The sequence below is a fragment of the Psychrobacillus sp. genome, assembly GCF_056205495.1.
Genome location: NZ_JBAEAP010000093.1, coordinates 1 through 4,632, shown reverse-complemented (window position 1 = coordinate 4,632; position 4,632 = coordinate 1). Strand labels below are relative to the sequence as shown.

The 4,632-nt window shown below is 38.4% G+C and carries 6 protein-coding genes; all 6 read left to right on the top strand.

The features are described from left to right. Positions 1-1,132: helix-hairpin-helix domain-containing protein (locus AC06OU_RS02925; RefSeq protein WP_475853860.1), on the top strand; the 1,132-nt coding region annotated here is incomplete at its 5' end. Between the two features lie 135 nt (positions 1,133-1,267). After that, a complete protein-coding gene (gene rimP, locus AC06OU_RS02920) occupies positions 1,268-1,747 on the top strand; it encodes a ribosome maturation factor RimP (protein WP_169358627.1) in 480 nt (159 codons plus the stop codon). A gap of 22 nt (positions 1,748-1,769) precedes the next feature. Continuing rightward, positions 1,770-2,900: a transcription termination factor NusA gene (gene nusA, locus AC06OU_RS02915; protein ID WP_169358628.1), complete on the top strand. Its 1,131-nt coding sequence runs from the start codon at positions 1,770-1,772 to the stop codon at positions 2,898-2,900. A 20-nt stretch (positions 2,901-2,920) separates the two neighbouring features. After that, the gene (gene rnpM, locus AC06OU_RS02910; RefSeq protein ID WP_251552889.1) at positions 2,921-3,199 is read left to right on the top strand and encodes an RNase P modulator RnpM; all 279 of its coding nucleotides are present in this window, start codon (positions 2,921-2,923) and stop codon (positions 3,197-3,199) included. Then, positions 3,196-3,516: a YlxQ family RNA-binding protein gene (locus tag AC06OU_RS02905; RefSeq protein ID WP_169358630.1), complete on the top strand. Its 321-nt coding sequence runs from the start codon at positions 3,196-3,198 to the stop codon at positions 3,514-3,516. Before rnpM ends, AC06OU_RS02905 begins: the two co-directional genes overlap by 4 nt. Before the next feature lie 4 nt (positions 3,517-3,520). Then, a partial coding sequence (locus AC06OU_RS02900) for a translation initiation factor IF-2 N-terminal domain-containing protein (RefSeq protein WP_475853857.1) occupies positions 3,521-4,632 on the top strand: 1,112 nt, incomplete at its 3' end.

Here is a 4,632-nt window from a genome sequence, read left to right as displayed (position 1 = left end):
AATTCAGTTCCCAGCAGATGCTCAAGACTCTGAATGGAAAACGACACACTTCGATTTCCATTCCATTCACGATAATCTACTTAAGCTGGATATATTAGGGCACGATGATCCAACGGTCATCCGTATGCTCCAAGATTTATCTGGAATTGATCCTAAAACGATTCCAACAGATGATCCTGAAGTGATGAAAATATTTAGTGGACCAGAGTCACTTGGTGTTACCGCAGAACAAATTGATTGTAAAACTGGTACCCTTGGTATCCCGGAATTTGGGACCCGTTTCGTAAGGCAGATGCTTGAAGAAACAAAGCCATCTACTTTTTCCGAGCTTGTTCAGATTTCCGGGCTGTCCCATGGGACGGATGTTTGGTTAGGTAATGCTCAAGAGCTTATACAAGCTGGAACTTGTCAGCTTTCTGATGTTATCGGTTGTCGTGACGATATTATGGTCTATTTGATTTATCAGGGACTTGAGCCATCACTTGCTTTTAAAATTATGGAATCCGTACGTAAAGGGAAAGGTTTAACACCTGAGTTTGAAGCAGAGATGAAATCAAAAGGTGTAGCCAACTGGTATATTGAATCGTGTAAAAAGATTAAATACATGTTCCCAAAAGCGCATGCCTCTGCCTATGTTTTAATGGCTGTTCGTATTGCATATTTTAAAGTTCATTTCCCAATACTATATTATGCGGCATATTTTACTGTACGAGCGTCAGACTTTGATTTGATCTCTATTGTAAATGGCTCACATACTATAAGAGCTAAGTTAGATGAGATTAATGCTAAGGGATTAGAAGCATCTAACAAAGAAAAAAGTTTAGCTACAGTGCTAGAGCTTTCCCTAGAAATGTCAGAGCGTGGCATTAAGATGCAAAAAATTGATCTTTATAAATCCAAAGCTCATGAGTTTACTATAGAAGGTAATACATTAATACCACCTTTTGATGCAGTACCAGGGTTAGGGACAAATGTAGCAGTTCAAATTGTTAATGCTCGCAAAAATGGTGAATTTCTCTCTAAAGAGGATTTACAGCAAAGAGGAAAAGTATCCAAAACAATCATTGATTATTTAGATGCAATGGGTTGCCTAGAAGGGCTTCCTGAAGCAAATCAGCTTTCGTTGTTTTAGTCACTAATTTGCAAACAAACCTATGGTATGGTAAGATAAATCTACCAATGTTTCATAGTTCTGTGACGAAAGAGTGGGATTTCCCGCTCTTTTCTGTTGTTATATAGAAAATCACGGTTTTGTAAGGAGGCCTTTATGAGTAATATAACTAGTAAAATGGAAGAGCTTGTTTTACCGATTTTACAAGAAATGAACTTAGAGCTCGTTGATATTGAATATGTAAAAGAAGGTCGCGATTGGTTTTTACGTGTGTATGTCGATACACCAACTGGTGGAATCGATATTGAGCAATGTGCACAAGTAAGCAACAAACTAAGCGAAAAGCTGGATGAAGAAGATCCTATTAAGGAAAATTACTTTTTAGAAGTTTCCTCTCCAGGGGCAGAGCGTCCATTGAAAAAAGAAGCTGATTTTATTGCAGCTGTAGGGAAATATGTTTTTATTAAAACTTATGAGCAGATTAATGGTGCAAAAGAGTTTGAAGGAACATTACTTTCTTATACTGCAGAAGAAGGCGCTTTAATAGAAATTCGCATCAAAACAAGAAGAGTAAAAATTCAAATTGAAAAAGAGAAAATTGCGCTAGCTCGTTTAGCAATCGATTTCTCTGCATAATGTATATTGAGGAGTGGTGGCTGTGAGTAGTGAGTTATTAGATGCGTTAACAGCGCTAGAGAAACAAAAAGGGATTTCAAGAGATGTATTAATCGAGGCAATCGAGGCTGCTTTAGTTACGGCTTATAAAAGAAATTTCAATCAAGCTCAGAATGTTCGTGTCGATATTAATTTAGCGAATGGTTCAATGATCGTTTATTCAAGAAAAGATGTAGTTGAAGAAGTAGGAGATGGTCGTTTAGAGATCTCTTTAGAGGATGCACAAGCTATTAATCCACATTATGCAATTGGAGATGTAGTTGAAGAAGAGGTTACTCCACGTAATTTCGGCCGCATTGCTGCACAAACAGCGAAACAAGTTGTAACGCAAAGAGTTCGTGAGGCTGAACGAGGATTAATATATGAAGAGTATGTTGATCGTGAAGACGATATAGTAAATGGTATTGTCGAACGACTGGATGCGCGTAATATATATGTAGGATTAGGGAAAGTGGAAGCTGTTTTACCAGTAAACGAACAAATTCCAACTGAAACATATCGTCCCCATGATCGTATCAAAGTGTATATTACAAAGGTTGAACGAACAACTCGTGGACCACAGGTGTTTGTTTCAAGAACACATCCTGGATTACTTCGTCGCTTATTTGAAATGGAAGTACCTGAAATTTTCGAAGGTATTGTAGAGATTAAATCTATCGCTCGTGAAGCTGGAGATCGTTCAAAAATATCTGTGTTTGCACATAACGAAGAAATTGATCCGGTTGGCTCATGTGTAGGTGCGAAAGGTGCTCGTGTTCAAACGATTGTAAACGAACTAAGCGGAGAAAAAATTGACATTGTTGAATGGTCAGAAGATCCGATTGTTTTCGTTGCAAATGCACTTAGTCCTTCGAAAGTTTTAGATGTTCAAGTAAATGAAGAAGAAAAATCCACTACTGTAGTAGTACCTGATTATCAATTATCGCTAGCTATTGGTAAAAGAGGCCAAAATGCAAGACTTGCAGCTAAGCTAACTGGCTGGAAAATTGATATTAAAAGTGAAACTGATGCTAGAGAGCTAGGAATTTATCCTAACGAGAATTCTCCACAGCTGATTGTAGAAGAATTAGAAAATGATATGGATGATTTTGATTTTTACAAAGACGAAGAGTAAGAATAGGAGGCTGCTTTAGTATGGCCACTCAAAAAAAAATCCCATTACGAAAATGTGTTGCTACTGGAGAAATGTTTCCTAAAAAAGAAATGATTCGAGTAGTTCGTTCTAAGGAAGGTGAGGTTAGCGTGGACCCGACAGGAAAGAAATCTGGTCGTGGTGCGTACGTCTCTAAAACCGTGGAAGCTGTTAACCAAGCGAAGAAAAAGAATTCTTTAGGTAATCATTTAGAAGCAAGCATTCCAAATGAAATATATGATGAGTTAATCGTCATGATTGAAAGAGAAAAGTTGAAATGAATATAGAACAACAAATTACGCAACTATTAGGACTCGCCACTAGAGCTAGAAAAACGATTTCTGGGGAAGAGTTAGTCGTAAAAGAAATTAGAAGTAAGAAAGCAAAGCTAGTTATATTAGCTAACGATGCTTCACATAATACTGCTAAAAAATTGAATGATAAATGTGCATCTTTTAACGTTGAGCTGCATGTCTTTGGAGACCGGCACGATCTCGGACATGCGACGGGAAAAGAGGCCAGAGTGGCAATAGCCATTATGGATGACGGTTTCGCTAAAAAACTGTCCGGCCTTCTCAACGAATATAACCGGGGGTGAGCTAATGACTAAAATCAGAGTTCATGAATACGCGAAACAAATTAATAAATCGAGTAAAGAAGTTATAGAGCAACTAGGAAAGTTGAATATAACAGTAACGAATCATATGTCTACGCTTGAAGGAGATGCTGTAAGTAAATTAGACGGCATTTATAAAAAAGGTGGAGCTGGAAACAATTCTAATTCACAACAGTCTAAACCTGCTAACCAAGGACAAAGACCAAGTAATCAGAACCAATCTAGACCAGCGTCACAAGGACAGCAAAGACCAAATAATCAAAACCAGTCTAGACCGTCTTCACAAGGTCAACAAGGACAGCAAAGACCAAGCAATCAGAACCAATCTAGACCAGCTTCCCAAGGTCAACAAAGACCAAATAACCAAAATCAATCTAGACCATCATCACAAGGGCAATCACGTCCATCTAATGCTGGTCAGTCTCAGCAAAGACCAGGAAGTCAGTCGAATACTCAAGGTTCTAATACTCAAGGTTCAAACAACCAACCAAAGAAAACCTTTACTAATAATAACAAACCAGGTGGACAAAATCGTCCGGGTGGCCAAAACCAAAACAGACCAGGTGGACAAAACAGACCAGGTGGCCGATTCAACAAGCGTAGAAAAGGACCAACTACTCCAGTTCAACCACCAGTACCAAGAAAAGAAAGAGAACTTCCAGAAAGAATTACCTTTACGGAATCTCTTACAGTTACAGAGCTAGCGAAAAAATTAGGTCGTGAGCCTGCAGAAATCATTAAAAAATTGTTCTTACTTGGTGTAATGGCAACAATTAACCAGGAACTTGATAAGGATGCTATTGAACTAATTTGTGCAGACTACGGTGTAGAAGTGGAAGAAGAAATTAAAATCGATATTACCGATTTAGAAGTTCATTTCGAAGCTCCTGTTGAAGAAGACGCTGCTAACATGGGTGAACGCCCACCAGTAGTTACAATCATGGGACACGTTGACCATGGTAAAACGACTCTTCTAGATTCAATTAGACACACAAAAGTAACTGCTGGAGAAGCAGGCGGTATCACTCAGCATATCGGTGCATACCAAGTGGTAGACAATGGCAAAAAGATTACTTTCTTAGACACTCCAGGACATGC

Excerpts from the sequence above, each read along its gene's own strand:
- rimP (WP_169358627.1), top strand. The coding sequence starts at position 1,268 with ATGAGTAATATAACTAGTAAAATGGAAGAGCTTGTTTTACCGATTTTA.
- rnpM (WP_251552889.1), top strand. The coding sequence starts at position 2,921 with ATGGCCACTCAAAAAAAAATCCCATTACGAAAATGTGTTGCTACTGGA.
- AC06OU_RS02905 (WP_169358630.1), top strand. The coding sequence starts at position 3,196 with ATGAATATAGAACAACAAATTACGCAACTATTAGGACTCGCCACTAGA.